Source organism: Amycolatopsis speibonae (genome assembly GCF_042647925.1).
GTDB lineage: Bacteria > Actinomycetota > Actinomycetes > Mycobacteriales > Pseudonocardiaceae > Amycolatopsis > Amycolatopsis speibonae.
Genome location: NZ_JBHRWK010000054.1, coordinates 78,087 through 97,782, shown reverse-complemented (window position 1 = coordinate 97,782; position 19,696 = coordinate 78,087). Strand labels below are relative to the sequence as shown.

At 70.2% G+C, this 19,696-nt stretch carries 14 protein-coding genes; 9 read left to right on the top strand and 5 right to left on the bottom strand.

Going from position 1 to position 19,696, the window contains the following annotated elements:
* Positions 1-4 precede the first annotated feature (4 nt).
* Positions 5-565 carry a hypothetical protein gene (locus ACFOSH_RS30100; protein WP_378242561.1) on the top strand — a complete coding sequence of 187 codons (561 nt, stop codon included), beginning with the start codon at positions 5-7 and terminating at the stop codon, positions 563-565.
* Here the strand turns inward: ACFOSH_RS30100 and ACFOSH_RS30095 are convergent.
* Both ACFOSH_RS30095 and ACFOSH_RS30090 read right to left on the bottom strand, forming a co-directional pair.
* Positions 537-1,235, bottom strand: a complete 699-nt coding sequence (locus ACFOSH_RS30095; protein WP_378242559.1) for a Crp/Fnr family transcriptional regulator — start codon at positions 1,233-1,235, stop codon at positions 537-539. The genes ACFOSH_RS30100 and ACFOSH_RS30095 overlap by 29 nt on opposite strands.
* A 50-nt stretch (positions 1,236-1,285) precedes the next feature.
* On the bottom strand, positions 1,286-2,710 hold the full coding sequence (locus tag ACFOSH_RS30090) for an aminotransferase-like domain-containing protein (RefSeq protein ID WP_378242558.1): 1,425 nt from the start codon (positions 2,708-2,710) through the stop codon (positions 1,286-1,288).
* Between ACFOSH_RS30090 and ACFOSH_RS30085 the strand changes: the two genes are divergently transcribed.
* Together ACFOSH_RS30085 and ACFOSH_RS30080 are read left to right on the top strand one after the other, a co-directional pair.
* Positions 2,709-3,605 (top strand): DMT family transporter, encoded by an 897-nt coding sequence (locus ACFOSH_RS30085; protein WP_378242556.1) that lies wholly within the window; start codon positions 2,709-2,711, stop codon positions 3,603-3,605. The two genes, ACFOSH_RS30090 and ACFOSH_RS30085, sit on opposite strands and share 2 nt — an antisense overlap.
* A gap of 70 nt (positions 3,606-3,675) precedes the next feature.
* The gene (locus tag ACFOSH_RS30080; protein ID WP_378242554.1) at positions 3,676-4,851 is read left to right on the top strand and encodes an MFS transporter; all 1,176 of its coding nucleotides are present in this window, start codon (positions 3,676-3,678) and stop codon (positions 4,849-4,851) included.
* Here the strand turns inward: ACFOSH_RS30080 and ACFOSH_RS30075 are convergent.
* On the bottom strand, positions 4,829-5,818 hold the full coding sequence (locus ACFOSH_RS30075) for a YeiH family protein (RefSeq protein WP_378242552.1): 990 nt from the start codon (positions 5,816-5,818) through the stop codon (positions 4,829-4,831). The genes ACFOSH_RS30080 and ACFOSH_RS30075 overlap by 23 nt on opposite strands.
* A gap of 71 nt (positions 5,819-5,889) precedes the next feature.
* On the opposite strand from ACFOSH_RS30075, the gene ACFOSH_RS30070 reads away from it, so the two are divergent.
* From ACFOSH_RS30070 to ACFOSH_RS30045, 6 genes are all read left to right on the top strand, one after another.
* Positions 5,890-6,795 carry a LysR family transcriptional regulator gene (locus tag ACFOSH_RS30070; RefSeq protein WP_378242551.1) on the top strand — a complete coding sequence of 302 codons (906 nt, stop codon included), beginning with the start codon at positions 5,890-5,892 and terminating at the stop codon, positions 6,793-6,795.
* A gap of 430 nt (positions 6,796-7,225) precedes the next feature.
* Positions 7,226-7,906, top strand: coding sequence for a hypothetical protein (locus ACFOSH_RS30065; RefSeq protein ID WP_378242549.1), 681 nt, complete (start codon positions 7,226-7,228; stop codon positions 7,904-7,906).
* On the top strand, positions 7,906-8,787 hold the full coding sequence (locus tag ACFOSH_RS30060; RefSeq protein ID WP_378242547.1) for an alpha/beta fold hydrolase: 882 nt from the start codon (positions 7,906-7,908) through the stop codon (positions 8,785-8,787). Before ACFOSH_RS30065 ends, ACFOSH_RS30060 begins: the two co-directional genes overlap by 1 nt.
* Positions 8,788-9,930 (top strand): glycosyltransferase, encoded by a 1,143-nt coding sequence (locus tag ACFOSH_RS30055; RefSeq protein WP_378242545.1) that lies wholly within the window; start codon positions 8,788-8,790, stop codon positions 9,928-9,930.
* Positions 9,931-10,046: 116 nt separating this feature from the next.
* Positions 10,047-11,705, top strand: coding sequence for an aa3-type cytochrome oxidase subunit I (gene ctaD / locus ACFOSH_RS30050; RefSeq protein WP_378242593.1), 1,659 nt, complete (start codon positions 10,047-10,049; stop codon positions 11,703-11,705).
* 10 nt (positions 11,706-11,715) lie between these two features.
* Positions 11,716-12,261 (top strand): bifunctional nuclease family protein, encoded by a 546-nt coding sequence (locus ACFOSH_RS30045; protein ID WP_378242543.1) that lies wholly within the window; start codon positions 11,716-11,718, stop codon positions 12,259-12,261.
* 79 nt (positions 12,262-12,340) lie between these two features.
* On the opposite strand, the gene ACFOSH_RS30040 is transcribed toward ACFOSH_RS30045, so the two are convergent.
* Both ACFOSH_RS30040 and ACFOSH_RS30035 read right to left on the bottom strand, forming a co-directional pair.
* Positions 12,341-17,827: an ATP-binding protein gene (locus ACFOSH_RS30040; RefSeq protein WP_378242541.1), complete on the bottom strand. Its 5,487-nt coding sequence runs from the start codon at positions 17,825-17,827 to the stop codon at positions 12,341-12,343.
* A gap of 1,461 nt (positions 17,828-19,288) precedes the next feature.
* A partial coding sequence (locus ACFOSH_RS30035; RefSeq protein ID WP_378242539.1) for an HNH endonuclease signature motif containing protein occupies positions 19,289-19,696 on the bottom strand: 408 nt, incomplete at its 5' end.

The following is a 19,696-nucleotide window of genomic DNA, read 5'->3' as shown; positions in this document are numbered from 1 at the left end:
CGCGATGCGGGTGGCCGATCCCGAAGGCGGCGAGTGGCTGATCGTGCGCCGGTTCGCGCCGTGGCTGCGCCGGGTCCGCCCGTTCGCCATCGTCACCGAGAGCGAGCGCTACCGGGAAGTGTCGTTCACCCGGCACCGCGGCCGGTCCGCCGAGAAGGAACGCCTGAGCTTCGAAGACCTGCTGGTGATGGCGTTCGTGCTCGCTTACACGGCAGGGTTCGCGCTGCTCCTGTCGCCGTTCCTCCTGGCGGAACTGGCAGCCTGGACGGTGACGGGAGCCGTCCTCTGGCTGGCGAGGCTGACCGGCCTGGTCCGCGCCAGGGTCGACCTCATCGCGCCACCGCCCGCCGAACGCAGCCTCGCGCCGGTGCGGGTCCTGCTGGTGCCGAGGACGGCCGCGGTCAGGCTCACCGGCGAACTCACGACGCTGATCGAGACCACACCGGACTTCGACCCGGAGAACGAGCCGCGCGTGCGGAAACTGTTCTCCGCCACCGGTGCGCGCGTGGAGCGGCACTTCGGCCTGCCGTGGCGGCTCAGTGGTCGTCGGGTGCGAGCTGTCTGAGGTCTTTCAGGCTCCGGACGACCAGCCGCTGGCGCCCGGTGCTGAGCAGCCCGTCGGCGCGCAGGGTCCGCAGGGTCCGCGCGACGGCTTCCCGTGACGCGGAGGCGAGTCCCGCCAGGTCGCGCTGGCTGATCCGCAGGGCGATCAGGGTGCCGTCGGGGACGGGTACGCCGTACCGCTCGGCGAGGTCGACCAGGATCGCGGCGATGCGTTCGGCGGCGGTGCTGTCCCCGAATTCGGTGCGGCGCGAGTTGGCGTAGCGCAGCCGCGAGGTGATGATCCGGAGCAGGACCACGGAGATGCCGGGATACCCGTGGAGCACGGTGTTGAACGCCCGCGCGGACAGCCACAGCCCGGTGACCGGTTCGACGGCGATCGCCGTGGCCGAGCGCCGGCTGCCGTCCATCGACGCCATCTCGCCGATGATGTCGCCCGGATCGCGGACGGCCAGGACGGCGTCGTAACCACCGGTGGACACCGACGTGATCTTGACCCGGCCGGTCATCAGGATCAGCACCCAGTCCGACCGGTCGCCCTCGCGGATGATCACCGTCCCGGCCGGGTACCGGCGTAGCTCGGCCTCGGCGCGCAGCGCCTTGCGCTGGCCGTCGTCGAGCAGCTCCCAGAGCCTGCCGGGTGAATCTTGCGGCTCCGCCGCCGGTTGTGTCATCCCTTTTCGTCGCCTCCGTGCGCGATGGTACGAGCAGACCGCGCCGGGCGTTATCCGGGGATCTCTTGGTATGCCTGAGAAAGGCGTCGGATACCGTCCCGCAGCTGCGTGCCCGTCGCGGCGCTGACGTAGCTCAGGCGCAGATAGGGCCCCGGTGCCTCGGCCGCGAAGTAGAGCCTGCCGGGGGTGACCGCTACTCCGGCGCGGAAAGCAGCGCTGGTCAGCGCCACTTCGTCGGCGAAACCGGGGAGCGGCTGCCACAGGTGATAGCCGCCGGTCGGGACCGGGACGGCGCTCCAGGAGGGGAGGAACTGTCGAAGTGCCGAGACGGCGACGTCGCGGCGCTCCCGCAACGCGGCGGCGAGGGTCCGCAGGTGCCGTGCCCAAGCGGGAGAACTCACCAGTTCGAGCGCGGTTTCCTGCAGGGGCCGCGGGACGAAGAAGCTCTCGACGGCGTGCAGCCCGCGCAGCCGTTCCAGTGCCGGTCCGCGGGCGGCCAGGGCACTGATCCGCAGGCTCGGCGACGCCGGTTTCGTGAGCGACCGGATGTGCACCACGACGCCGTCGGGGTCGTCCGCCACGAGCGGCGGCGGGGGAGGAGGGCTGCCGGGGTGCGCCATCAACCGCGCGAAGTCGTCTTCGATGATGAAGGCGCCCGCGTCACGGGCGATCCGCAGGACCTCGGCCCGGCGTTCGGCGCACAGCACCGCGCCGGTCGGGTTCTGGAACGCGGGCTGGCAGACGAACAGCCGGGCGCCGGTGTCGCGGAAGGCGTCCGCGAGCAGTTCGGGCCGGACGCCGTCGCGGTCGATCGGCACCGGGACCGGCCGCAGTCCCGAGGCCCGCGCGATGGCCAGCATCCCCGGGTACGTCGGGGATTCCACCAGCACCGGCGCGCCGGGGGCGCCGAGCGCGCGCAACGCCGTGGTCAGCGCGCTCTGCCCGCCCGAGGTGACCAGCACGTTCTCGACGTTCACCGGGCTGCCGATGTCGCGGGCGAACCAGGCCCGCAGTTCGGGCAGACCGCAGATCGGTGGCCTCGTCCACGCGCCGGGACGGCGTCCGGCGCGGGCCGACGCCGCCGCGAGTTCGCGTTCCGGCTGGAGGCTCGGATGCGTGTAGCCGCCGTTGAGGTCGATGACGCCCGACGGCGGGTCGCTCAGCGCGGCGAGCACGCCGGTCGCGTCGATCGCGCGGGCTCCCGACTGCGAACTCAGCGCCACCTCCTGCCACGACACGTCGCCGGTCACCGCCACCTCGCGGGGTGGCGGGGCACGGAAGACGCCGGCACCGGGGCGGGTGATCACCAGGCCTTCGGCGGCGAGCGCGGCGATGGCGCGCGACACCGTCACGGGGCTCACCTTCAGCTGCCGGACGAGCTCCCGGCTGGACGGGAGCTTTCCCTCGATTGGATAGCGCTTGAGCTCGGACCTCAGCTGTGTGACCAGGCTGGCGACGCTGCTACCATCGGACATGAGACTGGATGATAGCGCTATCGCGGAGCGGGCAGTAGCGGTCCGCTCCGGGACCCTGCTGGCGGCGCTGGGTGTCTTCGCCTTCTCGTTCACCTTCCCCGCCACCGCGTGGGCGCTCAAGGGCTTCGACGCGTGGACGGCCACCGGTCTGCGAAGTGTCCTGGCCGCGCTGGTCGCCGGCGTCTGTCTTCGCGTCTTCCGCGTCCCGCTGCCGAGGCGTGACCAGTGGCGCGGCCTGGCCGTGGTCGGTCTCGGCTGCGTCCTCGCGTTCCCGACCCTGACCACGCTCGCGCTGAAGACGTCGTCGACGGCGCATTCCGCGGTGGTGATCGGGCTGCTGCCGCTGGCCACCGCCGTCGTCTCGTCGAGGCTGACCGGGCACCGGCCGTCCCGCCGGTTCTGGCTCGCCGCCGCGGTCGGCGCGAGCGCGGTGGTCGTGTTCACCGTCGGCCAGAGCGGCGGCGGACTGTCCACAGCGGACCTGTTCCTGTTCGCCGCGCTCGTACTGTGCGCGTTCGGGTACGCCGAGGGCGGCAGGCTCGCCAGGGAGATGGCGGGCTGGCAGGTGATCGCCTGGGCGCTGGTCCTCGCGCTCCCGGCCACCGCCGCGTTCGCCGTCTTCGGGCTGGTGACCGAGCCGCTGCACGTCACCGGCGAGGGGATCGCCGGCCTGCTCTACGTCGCGCTCATCTCGCAGTTCGGCGGCTTCTTCGCCTGGTACAAGGGAATGGCCGAGATCGGTGTCACGCGGGCGAGCCAGTTGCAGCTGGCCCAGCCGCTGCTGACCCTGGTCTGGGCGGTGCTGCTGCTCGGTGAGCATCTCCCGGCGGCCGCGCCGGTGACGGCACTGATCGTCGTCGCCTGCATCGTCGTGACCCAACGGTCGCGCAGCTAGATCAACGCGGCTGGATCAACGTCGCGAATCCGCCAGACCGCGGTGTCCGCGCGGTGATGGGCTGGGGCACATGACCGCCTCGACCCTCGACACCTCCGCGCGAACCCCGCTGAAGGGATGGCTCGCCGTCCTCGCGGTGACACTGGGGATCTTCTCCCTCGTCACCACGGAGATCCTGCCGATCGGCCTCCTGACCCCGATCGGCGAGGACTTCCGGATCACGCCGGGGACGGCGGGCCTGACCATGACCCTGCCCGGTTTCCTCGCCGCGCTCGCCGCCCCGGCCGTCACCGTCGCCGCCGGGCGGCTCGACCGCCGGACCCTGTTGTGCGCGCTGATGCTGGTTCTCGCGCTGGCCGACGTCCTCGCGGCGACAGCGCAGGCCTACTGGGCGGTGCTGGTCTCGCGAGTGCTGGTCGGACTGGTGATCGGCGCGTTCTGGGCGATCGGTTCCGGGCTCGCCGCACGGCTCGTCGGACCCGGGCACGCGGGCCGGGCGACCGCGGTGATCTTCTCCGCCGTGCCGCTCGGCTCCGTACTGGGCGTGCCCGCGGGGACGTTCGTCGGTGAACTGTTCGGCTGGCGGGCGGCCTTCGCCGCGATGGCGGTCTTCACGATCGGCGTCCTCGCCGCGCTGGCGTGGGCGCTGCCGCCACTGCCGTCGGAAGGCGCGACCCGGCTCGGCGTCCTGCGCGGGATGACCCGCGAGCGGGCGACCCGGCTCGGGCTGCTCGTCACGGTGCTGGTCGTGCTCGCCCACTTCGGGACCTACACCTACGTCACGCCGCTCCTGCGCCAGGTGACGCAGGTGAGCCCGGAGCTGATCACCGTCTTCCTGCTCGTCTACGGCACCGCCGGGATCGCCGGCAACTTCGCCGCCGGAGCGGCGATCGCCCGCGATCTCCGGCTGACCTTCCTCACCGCCGCCGGGTTGATCGGCGTCGCGACGTGCGCGTTGCCGTTCCTCGGCGACACGAAAGCGGGCGCGCTCGCGCTGCTGGTGATCTGGGGTTTCGCCTACGGGGCCGTCCCGGTCTGTTCGGGAACGTGGTTCGCGCGGGCGGCTCCGCAGGCGCCCGAAGCGGCGTCGGTGCTGTTCACCTCGTCGTTCCAGGCGACCCTCTCGGCGGGTGCGCTGCTCGGCGGGATCGTCGTCGACTCGGTCTCCGTCCCGGCCGCGATGGTCGCCGGTGGGGTGCTCGCGCTCGTCGCGGTCGGCGTGCTCAGCCGAGCGCGGTCAACGTGACCAGCGCGGTGGTGCCGACCAGCAGGGTGGAGAGCAGGCCGAGCAGCAGGGCACGGCCCCCGGTGCGGACGAGATTCCCGATCCGGACCGCGCAGCCCAGCCCGAACAGCGCCCCGGCCAGCAGCAGCGTGCAGGCGATCTTGGCGACGTCGAGCGCGAGCCCCGGCACGATCCCGGTGCTGCGCAGGGCGGCCATCGCCAGGAAACCGAGGACGAACAGCGGGACCAGCGGCGGCCGCTTCCCGTCGGCGGGACGGTGGCGTTCGGCCACGCCGACCGCGGCGACCATCGGGGCCAGCAGGACCACCCGGCTGAGCTTGATCACGATGGCGACCGCGATGGCGGCACTGCCCGCGGGGGTGGCCGCGGCGACGACCTGCGCGACTTCGTGCACGCTGAGCCCGGCCCATTCGCCGATCCGGACCGCGTCGAGGTGCAGCCAGCCGCCGATCAGCGGGACGGCCGCGATGGCGAGCCCGCCGTAGAAGGTGACCAGCGCGACAGCGGTCGCGACGTCGGAATCCTCGCGTTTGACGACGCCTTCCATGGCGGCGATGGCGGACGCGCCGCAGATCGAAAACCCGGTCGCGACCAGCATCGCCAGGCCGCGCGGCACGCCGAGGAGCCTGCCGAGGCCGATCGTGCCGAGGAACGTGACACCGACCGTGAGCACGACGGCGAGCAGCGTCCCCGGCCCCAGTGCCAGGACCGACGGGAGCGAAAGCTGCAGGCCCAGGAGCACGACACCGGCGCGAAGCAGCTTCTTGGTGACTCCGGAGATCGCCTTCCGGGTCTCGTCCGACAGCGACGGCAGCGAGCCGGTGAGGATGCCGAGCACGACGGCGATAGTGAGCGCGCTGACGACCGGGAACGCGGTGCCGACCAGGTACGCGGCGGCCACTCCGGCGGCGGTGATGGCCAAGGCGGTCAGGTAGGGCTTCGTCGACCTCGCGTGCGTGGTGCTCATGGTTCGAGCCTCGCCTGGACGGGGTGAGGTCGGTAGCCGGGAATGCGAGGGGTAGGTCATACACTTGGGCTATGACCGCACCCGACCTGGACTCTCTCCGCCTGCTGGTACTCGTCGAAGAGCTCGGCAGCATCGGGCAGGCCGCGGCCAGCCTCGGGATCGCGCAGCCGTCGGCGAGCAAACGACTGTCCACAGTCGAGCGACGGCTCGGGCTCGTGCTGGTCGACCGCACGCGACGCGGCTCCGCGCTCACTCCCGACGGCCGGGTCATCGCGGGCTGGGCGCAGCGCGTGCTGTCCGAACTCGACGGACTGCTCGACGGCGCCGAGGCGCTGCGCACCCAGCACGAGGCACAACTGCGGGTCGCCGCGAGCATGACACTGGCCGAGTACCTGGTGCCGGGCTGGATCGGCGAGCTCAAACGCGGCGATCCCGGGCTGTACCTCGGACTGGAGGTCACCAACTCCGACCAAGCCGCCGAGTTGGCGCGTGAGGGCAAGGTCGACCTCGGGTTCGTCGAATCACCCGGCTCGTTGCCCGGCCTTGCATCCAAGCGGGTGGCCACCGATCGGCTGGTTCTCGTCGTACCCGGAAGCCATCCGTGGGCGCGCAAGCGCCGGCCCGTGACCGCGGCCGAACTGGCGATCACGCCACTCGTGGTCCGCGAACAGGGATCCGGGACCAGGGAGACCGTGGACGCCGCGCTGCGCAAGGCCGGTGTCGGACCGGCGAAACCGTTGCTGGAACTGGGTTCCTCCTCCGCGGTCTGCAACGCCGTGATCGCGGGTGCCGGTCCGGCGGTGATCAGTGAACTCGCCATCGTCCGGGACATCGCCGAAAGCAGGCTCGTCCCGGTCGCCGTCGAGGGCGTCGACTTCGGCCGGGAACTGCGCGCGGTGTGGCCCGCCGGGCGGCGGCTCGCCGGTCCGGCCGCGGCGTTGCTGGCCATCGCGGTCCGGAATGCGAAATCGCGGTGAGTCCTTTCATGTTCTTCTGTGAACGGTCCGTTAATCGCGCGTGATACCGAAAGTCCCGGCGGCGTGGATACCGACGATAGGGCGAATCGACGGCCTTTCCCCGGAATGGGGGCGGACCACCATTTCCGGTGGTACTGGCGAAAGCGCGATGGCGAACTCCGGGTAACAGGCCGGATGGCGTATCGGCTGTTGGGACACCTGGTCGTTGACGGCACTTCCCTGGTACTGCGGGAAAACACGGCGCGTCCGATGTCGCCCGTGTATCCGGAACGCTAATTTTCCGCGACGGTCTCCGTGTTTCGCAGGTCGGCGTTCCGCCATCCGGTTCCTGTGGCCGGAAACCCTACTGTCGAGTATTGACGTGAAGCCCCGCCTGCGTTTAAGTACGCCCGGTAACCAAATCACTCTTCCGTGTGCTCGGAGGCTTCCCGTGGGTAAGTCGATTCGTGGCGTCCTGCGGCTCTGCGCGCCGACCGTCGCCGAGATGGGCTGCCTGCTCGACCGGGACGACCTCCTGAGCTCCGGCGAAACCGGCCGCGGCCGGATCCGGCTCGGTCCCGTCGACCCGGCGCCCAAACGGCTCAACCTGGCCAGGAAGGTGGTCGCGAAGGGCAGACCCTGGCGCGGCCGCAACGACCTCTGGTTCGTTCCGGAACCGCTGCTCGGCGCGGGCGGTGGCAAGGTCGCGTTCGTCTTCCCCGGGCTGGAGAACGAGTTCGAGGCCCACGCCGACGACATCGCCCGGCGCTTCGGCCTTCAGTGGGACTCACCGGACGTCACCGTCGGCGACGTCGGCAGGCACGGCAAGGGAGTTTTCCAGCTGGGCAGGCTTCTCCACACGGCGTTACGCGGGCTTCGCGTGACCCCGGACGCGCTCGCCGGGCACAGCCTGGGGGAGTGGACCGCCATGGCCGTCGCCGGGATCCACGCCGACGACGAGGTCGACGCGTTCCTGGCGGCCTTCGACCCCGACGCGCTCAAGGTGCCGAGGCTGGCTTCCGCGGTGGTCGGCGCGGACGCGTGCGTGGTCACGAAAGTCCTCGAAGGACAGTCCGAAGTGGTCCTGTCCCAGGACAACGCGCCCAACCAGTCCTGGCCGACATCGCCGTGATGCTGCGTGAACTGCTCGAGGAATACGGGCTGGACGACGCCGAGATCGGCCGGGACACGAAGTTCCACGACCTAGAACTGGACAGCATCGACCTCGTGACGCTGTCCGGCCGGCTGCGTGACCACTACGGCGACAAGGTCAACTTCGCCGAGTTCGTCGCGGAACGCGAACTGGCTGAGATCATCGCGCTGACCGTCGGCGAACTCGACGTCCACGTCCGGCGTCTCGGGCCCGAGGCCGGTGACGCGCAGGTCGTGATGTACGACCTTCGCGGGCACGGGCGCACCACGCGGCCCGCCACCGGTTACCGGCTGGAGGAGTTCGTCGCCGACCTCGACGGCCTGCTCGCCACGCTGGAGATCGACCGGCCGGTGCACGTGGTCGGGAACTCGTTCGGCGGCTCGGTCGCCTTCGGTCTCGCCGCCTCGCGCCCCGAGCGCGTCGCCAGTGTCATCGCGATCGAGGCGGAGCCGCCGGTGCGGGCCTGGATCGGGCATATGGCCGAGGGGCTCGCCGACGCGAAGAACCGGCTCGCGCACGACGAGGTGATCGGCTGGATCGCCGAGAACCACGGCGCGCACACCGCCCGGCTGTCGAAAACGGCGTACAAGATCCTGGCGGCCACGACGCTGGCCGAGGACATCCCGCTGAGCCGGACCATCGGCGACGACCTCGCGGCGGTGCGCTGCCCGGTGTTCGCGCTGTTCGGCGACCCGTCCGGGCTCTCGGCGCAGGTCCCGGACCTGGAGCCGAACCTCGCTCGCTGCCGCACGGTCGTCCTGCCGGAGCAGGGACATTCGGTGCTCGTCGAGCGCACCGCGGAGACCACGGAGCTGATCCTGGGCTGGGTCCGCGAACACTCGTGCGAAACGGCGGTCTAGATGGGCAGATTCCTCTTCGTCACGCCGCCGCTGACCGGGCACGTGAACCCGGCGGTGGGGGTCGCGGCGGCCCTGACCACGCGCGGGCACCAGGTCGCCTGGGCGGGGCAGCCGGAGGTCATCCGGCGGCTCGCCGGCGACGGCGCCGAGGTGTTCCCGTGCGCCGTCCCGCACGGCCTGCCCGAACGCGACGCGAGCCTCAAGGGACCGGCGGCGTCCCGGTTCCTGTGGGAGGAGTTCCTGATCCCGCTGGCCGAGGCGATGGCGCCCGGGATCCGCGCCGCGATCGCCCGGTTCCGCCCGCAGGTGGTGGTCGCCGACCAGCAGGCGATCGCGGGCGGTCTCGTCGCCGACGGGCTCGGCCTGCCGTGGGTCACCTCCGCGACGACGTCCGCGGAACTCGTCGACCCCCTGGCCGGGATGCCGAAGGTGGCGGCCTGGGTCGACGACCTCCTCGACGGTCTGCGCACGCGCCTCGACGGCGGCCCCGCCGACCCCAGGATGTCCCCGCACGGCGTGCTCGCGTTCACCACCCGGGAACTGCTCGGCCCGGCCCCGCTGCCGAAACGGGTCCGGCTGGTCGGCCCGTCCATCGGCGGGCGCGCGCCCACCGGTGACTTCCCGTGGGACCGGCTCGACCCGGCGGCGCCGACCGTGTTCGTCACCCTCGGGACCGCGAACGCCGACGCCGCCGGGGACTTCCTCGGCGCGGCCGCCCGGGGACTTTCCCGGGTCGAGGGGATCCGGACCGTCATCGCCGATCCCGGCGGCGCCGTGGGACCGGTGGGGGACACGGTGCTCGTGGTGCCGAGGGTGCCCCAGATGGCGTTGCTGGCGCGGGTGGACGCCGTCGTCTGCCACGGCGGGCACGACACCGTCTGCGAGAGCCTGTGGCACGGCGTGCCGCTCGTGGTCTCGCCGATACGAGACGATCAGCCGATCGTGGCAGGGCAAGTCGTCGACGCGGGCGCCGGTGTCCGGCTGCGGTTCGGCCGCGTGAAACCCGAACGGCTCGCGGCCGCCGTGACCAAGGTGCTGGACGATCCGGCGTATCGCTCCGCCGCCGAAAAGGTGGGCGCGTCGTTCCGGGAAGCGGGCGGCGCCGCGACGGCTGCCGACCATCTGGAAGCTCTGCTCTCCTAGCCCTTGAAAAGCCCGCGTGTAGGGACTCTCCTGGAGGGGTACCAGCTTCCTAAAGGTGTGTCCTCGTGCTGGGAGTCGCCGTGACCACAGTGAAGACATCGCCCGGGCCGGAGGCCATCCGCTTCGGCGGGCGGCCACGGGCTCCCAAAGGCTCCGTGTTCCTCAGTGTCGTCCGCACCACCGACCACAAGACGATCGGCCTGCTCTACCTCGGGACCTCGTTCGCGTTCTTCCTCGCCGGCGGGTTCATGGCGCTGCTGATGCGCGCCGAACTCGGCAGGCCGGGACTGCAGTTCCTTTCGCAGGAGCAGTACAACCAGCTGTTCACCATGCACGGCACGATCATGCTGCTGCTTTACGCGACACCGAATCTGTTCGCCTTCGCCAACTACATCCTCCCGCTGCAGATCGGGTCGCCCGACGTGGCGTTCCCCCGGCTGAACGCGTTTTCCTACTGGCTTTACCTTTTCGGTGGCACGATGACGCTGACCTCGTTCGTCACCCCGGGCGGCGCACCCGACTTCGGCTGGACGGCCTACACGCCGCTCTCGGCCGCCGCGCACGCGCCGGGCGTCGGCGCCGATCTGTGGATCATGGGCCTGATCGTGTCCGGGCTGGGCACGATCCTCGGCGCGGTCAACATGATCACGACGATCCTCTGCCTGCGCGGGCCGGGGATGACCATGTGGCGGCTGCCCTTGTTCACCTGGAACATCCTCTTCACCACGATCCTGATCCTGATCGCGTTCCCGATCCTCACCGCCGCGCTGTTCGCGCTGGAAGCCGACAGACGGCTGGGCGCGCACGTCTTCGACCCGGCCAACGGCGGGGCGATCCTGTGGCAGCACCTGTTCTGGTTCTTCGGCCATCCCGAGGTGTACATCGTCGCGTTGCCGTATTTCGGCATCGTGACCGAGATCGTCCCGGTGTTCAGCCGGAAACCGTTGTTCGGCTACAAGACCATGGTGTTCGCGACGATCTCGATCACCGCGCTGTCGATCGCGGTGTGGGCGCACCACATGTTCGCGACCGGCGCGGTCCTGCTGCCGTTCTTCTCGATCATGACGTTCCTCATCGCGGTGCCGACCGGGATCAAGTTCTTCAACTGGATCGGCACGATGTGGAAGGGACAGCTGACCTTCGAGTCACCGATGCTGTGGTCGGTCGGGTTCATGGTGACGTTCCTGCTCGGCGGGCTGACCGGGATCATCCTCGCCTCCCCGCCACTGGATTTCCACGTGCACGACAGCTATTTCGTGGTCGCGCACTTCCACTACGTGCTGTTCGGCACCATCGTGTTCGCCACCTTCGCCGGGATCTACTTCTGGTTCCCCAAGATGACCGGCCGGATGCTCGACGAGCGGCTCGCGAAATGGCATTTCTGGACCACGTTCATCGGCTTCCACACGACGTTCCTCGTCCAGCACTGGCTCGGCAACGAAGGCATGCCGCGCCGCTACGCCGACTACCTCACGTCGGACGGATTCACCACGCTCAACACGATTTCCACGATCGGCGCGTTCCTGCTCGGCGCGTCGGTGCTGCCGTTCCTCTGGAACGTCGTCCGCAGCTTCCGGTTCGCCGACGTCGTCGAAGTCGACGACCCGTGGGGACACGGGAACTCCCTGGAGTGGGCGACGACCTGTCCGCCTCCCCGGCACAACTTCTTCGATCTGCCGAAGATCCGGTCCGAACGGCCGGCGTTCGAACTCCACTACCCGCACATGGTTCCCCGGCTGCGCGCCGAGGGGCATTCCAGCCGACCGAAGGAATGAGGTACCGCGCATGATCCCGATGGACGTCGAAGGGATGGCAGTCCTGGCTCCGGAGGCGGCGCCGGTGATGCTGCTGCGGGAGCGGCAGGGTGAACGCCGCTGGCTGGCGATCACGATCGGCGGACCCGAGGCGAGCGCGGTGGCGCTCGCGCAGGAGAAGATCCGGCTGCCCCGGCCCGGCACGATCGAACTGATCGGCAAGGTGGTCGAGTCGTTCGGGCACCAGGTCATCGGGGTCGAGGTCACCGCGCTGCGGGACGGCATCTTCTTCGCCGACCTGGTGCTCGATTCCGGCATCCGCGTCTCGGCCAGGCCGAGCGACGCGGTCGCGATCGGCCTGCGCGCCGGGGTCGCGATCGAGGTGGCGGATTCGGTACTGGAGGTCGCTTCGGTGCGGGTCGAGATCGTGGGGTCCGGGCCCGACGCGGAACTGCCGACGGTGCCGCCGGACCCGGTCGCGCAGGAGCGGGAGGTCGAGGAGTTCCGGGCGGCGCTGGACAGGATCGTGCCGGAGGACTTCGGGGACCCGCCGCCTGATCCGCCCTCTGATCGTTAGGCCCGGGGACGCTATGAAAGGTCCTTTACTTGCAAAATTTGCAAGTAAAGGACCTTTCATAGCACTTGGGGGACCGGGGTTACTGCTTCGAAAGGCCTCGTTCGATCGCCTCGATGATGCGCGGCCGCATCTCGGCGGCGCTGATGATCGCGTCCACCGAACCGACCTTCACCGCGCGCTCGATGCTGTGCACACCGTCGAACTCGGACGCGACCGCGCCCAGCTTCTCCGCCCGCACCGAAGACCGGACTTCGGCCAGTTCCGCGGCCAGCGCGGCGCGTTCGGCGCCGGTCGCCCCGCTGAGCTTCTCCGACAGCGACCGCACCCGCTGATCCGCCGCGGTCCGCGCGTTGACCTCACCGGCGAACACGACCGCCGCGGCGGGCGCGCCGCCGAGCACGGAGGCGAACGAGCCTTCCAGCGCCAGCACGGTCATGTTCGGGTTCAGCGCCTTCGAGAAGACCACGAACGCGCCACCGTGGTACCGCGAGATCACGGTGAACACGATCGGGCCCTCGAAGTTGACGATCGCCCGGCCGATCTCCGCGCCGTACTCCAGCTGCAGCTTCCGCATCGACTCCGGTGAACCGTCGAAGCCGGACAGGTTCGCCAGCACCACCAGCGGCCGGTTGCCGCTGGCCGCGTTGATCGCCCGCGCCGCCTTCTTCGACGACCGCGGGAACAGCGTGCCCGCGGTGTAGGTGTCCGGGCCGTCGGTGGGCGGGAAGCCGCGGCGCGGCACCGAACGCGACTCGATACCGAGCAGGCACACCGGCCGTCCGCCGAGGTGTACGTCCTGCACCGCCGCGGTCTCCGCGTCGGCCATACCCGGCCAGCGCTCCAGCACCGGGTGGTCCTGGTCCGACAGCGCGCGCATCACGGTGCGGATGTCGAACGGCTTCTTGCGGTCCGGGTTGGCTTCCCGCGAGAAGATCTGGCCGACCGTGGTGAAGTCGCTGTCGACGGCCGCGTGCGGGAACGGCGAGACGTCCCGGTCGATCGGGTCGTTCGTGATCGCCTTGCGCGGGCCGGTCTCCTCCGGCGCCACGTAGGTGTGGTCGTAGTGCGACATCAGCACGTCGCGGGCCGCGGCGAGGTTCGGCGCCCAGTACTGCGCCTGCCCGTTCGGGCCCATGACGCGGTCGTAGCCGCCGATGCCGAAGTTGTCCTCGGCCGAGACACCACCGGAGAAGTCGAGCGACTGCTTACCGGTCAGCACCATCGCGGAATCCGGCGTCATCACCAGGATTCCCTTGGTGTGCATGAGCATCGTCGCTTCGGCGTTCCAGTACGGCTGGGCGCCGACGTTGATCCCGGCGACGACGATGTTGATCTCGCCACCGTCCTGGGTGAAGTGCACGATCCGCTTGAGCGCGGCCGCGACCCAGTCCATGTTCTCGGTACCGGACTCCATCGAGATCCGGGCACCCGCCGAGAGCGCGTACCACTCCAGCGGGACCCGCAGCCGCTCGGCCAGATCCAGCGCCGCGATCACCCGCGAGCACTCCGGCTCCGACAATGCGCCGAGCGCCTTCGTCGGGTCGCCCAGCAGCACCACGCGTTTGATGCCCTCCGGGTAACGCTCGGTCGGCGTGGTGACCACACCGGCGACGATCGCCGCCTTGTTGCGTCCCTTCTTCCGGTCGACCGGGACGAGGGTGTTGCTGTCGTCCATGTCGTACTCGGCGAACGAACCGAGCATCTCGGTCAGCTCGTACGGGTACACCGTGTCGCGGCGGCGGGCGCGCAGCACGTTCTGGCGGTAGTCGTCGAGCGGGAGGATCGGCTCGGTGGTGGGCTCGGACAGCGACATCTGCACGCCGCCGCTGACGTCATAGCCGATCCGCACGGCGACCTCGGTGATGTCACCGGTCACGCGGTCGCGCTGCCTGCCGAGGAACTGGACCTCTTCGAGGCCCGCGCCCGCCGTCGACGGCTGCACGCGCTGCGCGACCGTGTTCAGCTCCTCGCCGGTGAGCTCGCTGGTCGGCCACACGTAAAGCATGATCCGGTTGGTGTCGAAGCGCTTCTTCGCCGGGAGCGTCGCCTGCACTTCGCGGATCGCGTCGAGACAGCCCGCCAGCGTGCCTTCGACCGCGGGCAGGGCCAGCAGCTTGCCGTCGTTGTCCCGCAACGGGGTCAGGTCACGGACCTGGGCGAGCGCGACCAGCCGCTGATCCGACGGGTTCATCGGCGAGACGCACTTGAACAGGTAGACGTCTTCGTCGCCGGACGGCAGCCGAGTGAGGTCGAAGTTCGCCAGTCGCTGCAGCTGCATCCGCTGGGCGATCAGCGGGTGGAGACCGCGGATCAGCCGCTCCTCGCTGAAGCCGGTCGAGGACGGACGGAAGGTGAAGTGGTGGTGCGTCACCGCGCCGCCGTGCCCGGCGACCGTGGTGGTGATGCGCCGGATCCGGCTCGGCAGCGACTCGGCCGTGAGGACCTCGCGCAGCCCGGCCGCCATCGTGTCGTCGGCTGACTCGTCGTCCCAGGTCAGGTAGAGGTCCGCCTCGACGTCGGTGTCGGCGGGCAGCTGGGCGGCGAGGTCGGCGACCGCCTTGATCGCGCCGGGCAGCCCGGCGCGGTCGACGGCGGTGGTCGCCATGTGGAACCGCTCGTTCTCGTCGGCGTAGTCACCGGTGACGAAGGTGCAGCCCCCGGCGGTGACCTGCTGGACACCGGTGAGCGCGCGGTTGCCGTAGTAGCGGCGGCTCAGCACTTCGAGCAGCGGGGTGTGATCGGTGCCGGGGCGCCCGATCCGCTGTCCGAGCAAGCGGACCAGCGGCTGCGCGCTGGCCAGCATGCTCGCGATCCGCTCGGCGCGGTCCGGCGAATCCGGGTGCAGGTCGAGGTGCCGCAGGTGCTTGCGGACCTCGCTGTACACCTCGGCGCGGGTGCGGCGGAGCAGCGGCTGGGCGAACCAGCGGAACACCACGCTGCGGGCCAGGTCGCCGACCACCGGGAAACGGAGCTGCGTGGCGGCGATGAGCGCCTCCAGCGCCTTGCCCGCCGGCTCGCGCATCGACTCGAACGGCTGGGCTTCGGTGAGCCACTGCCGCAGCAGCGCGGTGACGATCGCGACGTCGGAAGCGGTCCGCTGCTGGGCGAGGAAGATGCGGAAGACCGCCTCCTCCAGCTCCGGCGTCCGCTCCAGGTCGTCGATGCCGTAGTGCGACAGCACCTTCTTGAGCTTGTTCTGGAACGACTCCGACAGCCCGGCGCGTTCGACGTCGAGGCTCTGCAGGTAGGTGTGGAAGAACTCGCGGGCGCTGTGCACCCGGGTGTCCGTCTTGGCCTCCTCGCGCGCCGGCTTGTTGCGCATCAGCTCGGACAGGTCGGCGAACACGGTCAGCAGTTCGACCTCGCCCTCCAGCGGGCGGTCGCCGTTGGCCTCCAGCTCGCCACGGGCGGCCAGGTACGCGCTGAGCGTGCGGCGCTCGTCGTGCGGGTCGACGTCGAAGCCCAGCAGGAGGCTGCGCAGATCCTGCTGCCCGCGCGTGATCCGCTGCGCGGTCGACGTGCCGTTCGGCTCCACGGGCAGCTCGATCTCGACGCTGCCGGTGTCCTCGGCGACCTCTTCGCCTTCGTCCGCCAGCGGTTCGAGCCGCAGCAGGGGAGCGCCGGTCTCGACCTGACTGCCGACCGAGACGACGCACTCACGCAGCTTCGCGCGGAACGGTGCGCGGAGCACCGTCTCCATCTTCATGCTTTCCAGCACCAGCACGGGAGCGCCTGCCTCGACCTCCGCACCGACCTCGAGCGGTGTCGCGACGACGAGCGCGGGCGCGGGGGAGCGGACGACGCCGCCCTCGTCGCGGCTGATGCGGTGGGTGACGCCGTCGACCTCGACCAGGTGGATCGGCCCGTGCGTGCCGGTGACCAGGCGGAACCGGGTGCCGTTGACGGTGATCTGGCCGGTGTGCTCGTCGAACCGGTCGACCTCGACGTCGGCGGGGTGGATGTCGCCGCCGCCCGCGGAGACACCGACGCGGAACCGGCGGTGGCCGATCCTGGCCACGCTCACGCGGTACGCGGCGCCACGCAGTTTGAGGTCGAGTGGACGGCCGCTCTCGTGCTGGACCTGCGGGCGGCCGCCGTGCGCGGTGGAGACAAGCCGTTGGCGCTCAACGGCTTCCTCGTCCTCGTAGGCCTCGATCGCGGCGGCCGCGAGCGCGATCGCCGAATGGCGGTGGGTGACCAGCTTGCCCTCGCCGCGGACGCGGTCGATCCAGCCGGTGTCGGCATGGGCGTCGATCACTTCGGGCTGGTCGAGCAGGTCGAGGACGAAGCTCTTGTTCGTCGCGCCGCCCTCGATGATGACCGTGGTCTGCGCCATCGCGCGGCGCAGACGGCCGAGCGCCTCGTCGCGGTCGCGGCCGTAGGCGATGATCTTCGCGATCATCGAGTCGAAGTCGGCCGGGATCGTGTCGCCTTCGCTGACCCCGGTGTCGACCCGGATGCCGGGACCGGAGGGCAGGGTCAGGCGCGCGATGCGGCCGGGTGACGGGGCGAAGTCGCGGTCCGGGTCCTCGGCGTTGAGCCGCGCCTCGACGGCGTGCCCGAACTCGGCGGGCTGGGGGCCTTCGAGCTTGCCGCCGGAAGCGACGTGCAGCTGGGCCTTGACCAGGTCCATGCCGGTGGTCAGCTCGGTGATCGGGTGCTCGACCTGCAGCCGGGTGTTGACCTCGAGGAAGGCGAACAGCTTGTCGCCGGGGTGATAGAGGAACTCGACCGTTCCGGCGCCGCAGTAGTCGACGGCGAGCGCGAGCCGCTCGGCGGACCGCTTGAGCTCGTCGGCCTGTGCGGGGCTCAGCACCGGGGAGGCGGACTCCTCGATGATCTTCTGGTTGCGGCGCTGCACCGAACAGTCGCGGACGCCGAGCGCCCACGCGGTGCCCTGACCGTCGGCGATGACCTGGACCTCGACGTGCCGGGCGCCGGTGACCAGGCGCTCCAGGAACACGACGCCGCTGCCGAAGGCCCGCTCGGCCTCCAGGCTGGTGCGCTCGTAGGCGTCCTTGAGCTCGTCGGCGGAGGTGATGACGCGGATACCGCGGCCGCCACCGCCGGCGGTCGCCTTGAGCATCAGCGGATAGCCGATCTCCTCGGCCGCGCTGATGGCCGCGTCGAGGTCCGCGACGGCGCCGCGGCTCCACGGGGCCACGGGCACGCCGACCTCTTCGGCGATCAGCTTCGCGCCGATCTTGTCGCCGAGCTTGCGCATCGCCTCCGCGCTCGGCCCGATGAACGTGACACCCAGCCGCTCACACAGCTCGGCGAAGGCAGGATCCTCGGCCACGAAGCCCCAGCCGACCCAGGCCGCGTCGGCCCCGGTCTCGGTCAGCGCCCGCTCCAGCACGGCGAAGTCCAGATACGGACGCGCCGACGCGGGCCCCAGGTTGTGGCTGAGGTCGGCTTCCCGCACGAACGTCGCCGACCGGTCCGCGTCCGTGTAGAGAGCGACGGTCTCGATCCGCTGTCCGGTCTCCGCCGACAGCTCGCGGACGGCATGGATGAGCCGCATCGCGGCTTCTCCGCGGTTGACGATGGCGACACGACTGAACACCGACTGAGCCTCCCAAGTACGCAGCACAACAGGTGACATCCCGCGCGGGACAGTCCCCTCTATCTGCCTACAGCCTGCCTCTTACCGGCCGGTACGAGAATGTCGTCGGTAACGCATGCCGAGGGCCGGGTCTTGTAGGAACCCGCCAAAAAGTGTCCTGGAACACCTAGTGGAGGGGCCTGATGACGTCATGAAGTGGACAATCGGGGGCCGGACTTGCTAGGCGGGTTCGTGAGCTGTCATCAGGTGTTCACGGCCGCTTCACCGGGGTCGCGCCGGGTGACCGCTTCGGCTGGGAGCGCGTGTCGGTGGTGGAGTCGCTGTTGGAGGGGGCTGTGGCCGTTTTCCGGCAACGGCGCTCGGTCGGGGGCGACGTTACGGGGCTTGTGTGGAGTGGTGCTCGGGTGGTGGTGGCGTGGTCGGTTTTCCGGCGACGGCTGCTCGAGTCGCGTGCTGAGGGAGCGGTTGTTTCGCGGTGATGGGCGCGGTGCGGCGGCGGGTTCGTCGGCGAGGTTCGCGAGCAGGCGGCGCGTTGCCCGGCGGGGTTCTGGAGGTCTGCTCGGGCAGAGGCGGTGTGGCCGTTTTCCGGCAACGGAGGGCGGAGCGGGTTGCTGTGTCTCGGGTGCGGGTGAGGAGGAGTCGTGGCCGTTTTCCGGCAACGACTTCGCGATGAGGGCGGGGCCCTGCACTTGAGGACGTGGCGATCGGGGTTGGTTTTGGGAATGCTCCCGTGGCCGTTTTCCGGTAATGGCCTGGAACGGTGGCGGTTCGTCGACAGCGTCGCTAGTGGGGACTGCGTTGCCCGGCGCGGGATCTCCTTGCGGAAGACTGTTCGAGCGGAGGCAGCGCGGTCGGTTTTCGGCAACGGCCCAGAACGGCGATGGTTCGTCGGAAGGGTCATGAATGTGCGCTGCGTTGCCAGGCGCGGGATTCATTTGTGGAGGGCTGCTCAGGGCGGGGGCGGTGTGGTCAGTTTTCGGCAACGGATTCGCGACAGAGCGGTGCTGCACCGTGGACACGGCGATCGGGGTTGTGTCCGGCCAGTGTTCCCGTCGCCGATTTCCGGCCACGGTCCAGTGGCGGTTCGCGGGCAGGGTCACTGGTGGGCACGGCGGTACCGGGCGCGGTTCTCCTTGTTGGGGGACTGCGCAGGACAGAGGCAGCGTGGCCGGTTTTCGGCAATAGCTTCATGACAAAAAGGCCTCGCACCCGTGGACACGGCGACCGGGGTCGCGTCTGACCAGCGCTCCCCGTCGCCGATTTCCGGCAATGACACCAGAACGGTGGCGGTTCGCAGGCAGTGCCGCCCAGCGCGAGATCTCCATATGCAGGACCGCACACGCGGAGGCGGTGTGGCCGGTTTTCGGCAACAGCCTCACGGCAAAGGGGCTTTGCGCCCGTGGACACGGCGATCGGAGTGGTGTCGAACCAGAGCTCCCGTCGCCGTTTCCCGGCAATGACTCAGAACGGTGGCGGCACGTCGTCCGGGGGCACCGCCGGTCGGGGCTCGTGCAAAGGCGGCGGCACGCTGTCGTAGCGCTGCCCGGTCGGAGTGGTGACGGTGAGGGTTCCGTCAGGGTCGAGGTGATAGATCCAGCCGGGTTCGTCTTTGAGGCGGTGATCGCGGCGGCAGAGGTCGACGAGGTCGGTGGCGTCGGTGTGGCCGCCGTGCTGCCACGGCACCGCATGATCGAGATCGCAGGCCTGCGCGACACGGTGACAACCCGGTCTTCGGCACTCACGATCCCGCACCCGCACGAACTCGCCCAGGCCCGCGGTGGGCCGATACCGCTCCCGGCCCAGATCCAGCACCTGCCCGGACAACGGGTCGGTGATCATGCGCCGCAGCACCGTACCCGCCCCGGTGGT

Bases quoted from the DNA above. Each gene is read 5' to 3' on its own strand.
- ACFOSH_RS30100 (WP_378242561.1), top strand. From the start codon at position 5: ATGCGGGTGGCCGATCCCGAAGGCGGCGAGTGGCTGATCGTGCGCCGG.
- ACFOSH_RS30095 (WP_378242559.1), bottom strand. From the start codon at position 1,235: ATGACACAACCGGCGGCGGAGCCGCAAGATTCACCCGGCAGGCTCTGG.
- ACFOSH_RS30085 (WP_378242556.1), top strand. From the start codon at position 2,709: ATGAGACTGGATGATAGCGCTATCGCGGAGCGGGCAGTAGCGGTCCGC.
- ACFOSH_RS30090 (WP_378242558.1), bottom strand. From the start codon at position 2,710: ATGTCCGATGGTAGCAGCGTCGCCAGCCTGGTCACACAGCTGAGGTCC.
- ACFOSH_RS30080 (WP_378242554.1), top strand. From the start codon at position 3,676: ATGACCGCCTCGACCCTCGACACCTCCGCGCGAACCCCGCTGAAGGGA.
- ACFOSH_RS30075 (WP_378242552.1), bottom strand. From the start codon at position 5,818: ATGAGCACCACGCACGCGAGGTCGACGAAGCCCTACCTGACCGCCTTG.
- ACFOSH_RS30070 (WP_378242551.1), top strand. From the start codon at position 5,890: ATGACCGCACCCGACCTGGACTCTCTCCGCCTGCTGGTACTCGTCGAA.
- ACFOSH_RS30060 (WP_378242547.1), top strand. From the start codon at position 7,906: ATGCTGCGTGAACTGCTCGAGGAATACGGGCTGGACGACGCCGAGATC.
- ACFOSH_RS30055 (WP_378242545.1), top strand. From the start codon at position 8,788: ATGGGCAGATTCCTCTTCGTCACGCCGCCGCTGACCGGGCACGTGAAC.
- ACFOSH_RS30045 (WP_378242543.1), top strand. From the start codon at position 11,716: ATGATCCCGATGGACGTCGAAGGGATGGCAGTCCTGGCTCCGGAGGCG.